This is a genomic window from Planctomycetota bacterium, from assembly GCA_016872555.1.
In the GTDB taxonomy this organism is placed as follows: domain Bacteria; phylum Planctomycetota; class Planctomycetia; order Pirellulales; family UBA1268; genus F1-20-MAGs016.
This window is the reverse complement of the sequence record VGZO01000122.1, coordinates 1-2,961: the sequence shown is the minus strand read 5'-3', so window position 1 is coordinate 2,961 and position 2,961 is coordinate 1. Positions and strand designations below refer to the sequence as shown.

Below are 2,961 nucleotides of genomic sequence, written 5' to 3'. Positions count from 1 at the left end.
ACAGGGGGTCGAGAAACTCCGTCGAGACCTTGAGGTCGGGGCCGAAAGGATCCGCCTTGCCGAGATTGCGGAGTGACCCGACCACGAGCTCGATCGCCGCTTCCATCCGCTTGACGGTCGAGTCGGCAAACAGCGGCGTCGTGCTTTCGCGGATCGCGTAATCACGGGCAAACGCGACCAGTGCTTCCGGCGACGTGAGGTAGTTCTCGATCTCGTAGCGACTCCACGTTTCCTGCCGGAGATACGGGTCGGGCGGCAAGGGCCTCGGCAGACGATCGAAAACCGCAATACCGACGAGATCGGCCTTCGCCTCGCGGAGGCCGTGGAAATGATCCTGTGCGGCCGTCGGCTTGTCGCCGACGTAGTGCACGAACGGCCGTTCGAGATGGCGCTTCACGGGATGGTCAAGCGTCGTCGCGAACGCGCGGAGGATCGACAGGTCGGTCGATCCCTCCAGATACAGCACCCAGCCGGTTTGCTCGGCCTGGAGATACTGTTCGAAGCCGATCTGCTTGAGCGCCTTGGCGACCTGCGCACCGCGGTCGTCGATCCGATGCGGCTTCCCCACGAATGCCACCACGATGTCTTTGTCGGCGGCTTCGTTGAGCAGCACTTCGGAATGGCTGGCGGCGATGATCTGGCTTCTCGTCTTCGCCGCCATCGTCGTCAGCACGTCGTACATCTGCCGCTGGCGGAGGATCTCCAGGTGGGCATCGGGCTCGTCGAGCAACAGCACCGATCCCGGATTGGCCGCCATGTGGGCCAGGAGGAGGAGCATCTGCTGCTGGCCCCGGCCGCTGGCCGACAGGTCCAGATCGACCCCTCCGCTGCGGAACTCCATCGTCAGTTCGCCGCGCTCCGGCACGTGCACCGGATCAGCGAGCTCGATCCCGAACAGCGCCTGCATGTGGCCGGTGATCGAGCGCCAGTGCGTGGTGTCGGGATGCTGGAACGCCTGCCAGCAGAGGTTTCGCAGCACCTCGGCCGTGCGCCCTTCGCCGATGCGGACGGCGACGGCGCCTTCGGGAAGGAGGGTCTCGTTGGCCGCGAGGCCCGACATCGGCGGAAGAAACGCCAGCTTCACCTTGGCGGCAGCCGCCGGCACCGCCGCCCGTGCGCCGTCATCGGCGACTTTCGATCGGCAGTACAACGACTCCTCGTTGGCGTAATCAAACTCCATCGCCGTCCGCCAGCTCTCCCCGTCGGCCGTGCCTTCCACCTCGATGTCGATGAGGATGTTTCGCGTGCCGGTCTTCTCGCCGATCCGCACCCCTTCGCGGACATGGAGGTTTCTCCACAGCAGGCTGGCCGATGGCACCGGCAGGGGAATCAGGTCACGGCGGTTGATCGTCACGCCGGGTCGTTCCTTCGAAACCTCCGCCGCCCCCCGTTTCTCCACCCACCGCCGCACGCCGGCATTCCACAGCGCCAGGGCCTGCAGGGCGGTTGTCTTTCCGGAGTTGTTCGGTCCGACGAACACCACCCGGTCGCCGAGCTCGATGTCGACGTCGGCGAACGCCTTGAAATTGCGGATGACGAGGCGGGTGAGCATGGATTCAGAGGCTGGTCGCCGACGGCGGGAGCAATCGCTGCGGGTCGAGGCTGGGGGCGGAGAGGATTCAGTGTGGCCGACGGGGAAGGACGGGGGGAAGACGGCGTCGTCGTCTCCGGCGATCAGCCTTCTCCGCCGCCGAATTCCCGGTAGCTCGTGTCGAGCAGCCGGCGGATGACGTCGGCGTGCTTGGTGATGTCTCCCTTCTGGAGCCGGATCTTGTAGCGGCTCCGGCGTTTGTCGTAGTCGAGGATGTCGAGGTCGGCTCTCGGAGGAGCAGATCGAGGCGGCAGGCCGCCGGCTGGATCCGCTCCTTGTCCTTGAGGATCACGTCGCCGAGCCCGAGGATCGCCGGATCGTCGGCGATCCGCTCCTGCACCCAACGTTCGGAGAGCCCGGGATGGTTGCGGATCGAGAGTTTGGTGAGCTTTTCGTATTTCATGGTGAAAACCGAGAAGGAAACGGGGCATGCTCTCCGGCGAAACCGCGATCAGACCGCCGGCTCGGGAAACCACGCGGTCCGATCGATCTGCCCGCAGTAGATGTAGTCGAGTCCGTTGCCATCGCCGGCTGCGACGGGCGTGAACATCGCGCCGTGCTCGTTGACGTAGAACTTCCCCCCCTGATGGCCGCGGATCGCGGCGAGCGGCCGGGTCGCGCGATCGACCGCCAGCCGGTCGCCGAGGATCTTCGACAGCCGCACCCGCCGGGTCGTCTGCGGGCGGACGCGCGGGGGATCGTCGTCGGTCAGCGCCGGCGACTCGAAGTAGATGTCGTTAACGCCCGCGGCGAGGACATAGGGCACACCCGGTCGCGGGCCATACCACTTTTGCCCCGGCACCAGCGGCTTGCCGGCCCCGTCGACGGGCTTGGTGGTGAGCTGGTTACCCTCGAACGGAAACGAAAACTCCCCATGGCAGATTCCAGCGAAGTAGTAGTCAGCCGTCCGCCCGCTCGCCACCGGCACGATGACATGACGGTATTCGTTGATGTAGAACGCCCCGCCCGGCTGGCCCGCCCGGGCCGTCTTGACCGCATTCACCATCGCCGCGAGTCCGGAGTCGGCCCCTTCGATAGCCAGGAAACGCAGGCCATCACCGAGGTCGTACCCCACGGTGACCTTCCACTGTCCGTCGATGAGGCTGACGGTGTACTTGGAGAGCTTGCCAATGTTCTGCGGCCAGAGGCCGCGGTAGAGCGCGGGCATCAGGCGTCTCCCAGAAAGCGGATGAGGCACGTCTTCATCCGGAACCAGAGCCTCTGCAGCCTGCACCAGAATTCCAGGAGTGCGCTCTTGAGGCGTGCGCCGAGCCCACCTGGTGATTGCGTTCCAGGTGCCGCCGGAGAATCAACGTCGGCCGCGCCGTCTACCGCGACCTCCGCTGACTCAAGCTCGTAGTCGTCGGCCT

2 protein-coding genes are annotated in these 2,961 nt (G+C 65.7%); both read right to left on the bottom strand.

The features are described from left to right. On the bottom strand, positions 1 to 1,552 hold a 1,552-nt coding region (locus FJ309_17350; protein MBM3956339.1), incomplete at its 3' end, for an AAA family ATPase. 490 nt (positions 1,553 to 2,042) lie between these two features. Continuing rightward, entirely contained in the window at positions 2,043 to 2,759 is a 717-nt protein-coding gene (locus tag FJ309_17345; GenBank protein ID MBM3956338.1) for a hypothetical protein, read from the bottom strand. Positions 2,760 to 2,961: the final 202 nt, after the last annotated feature.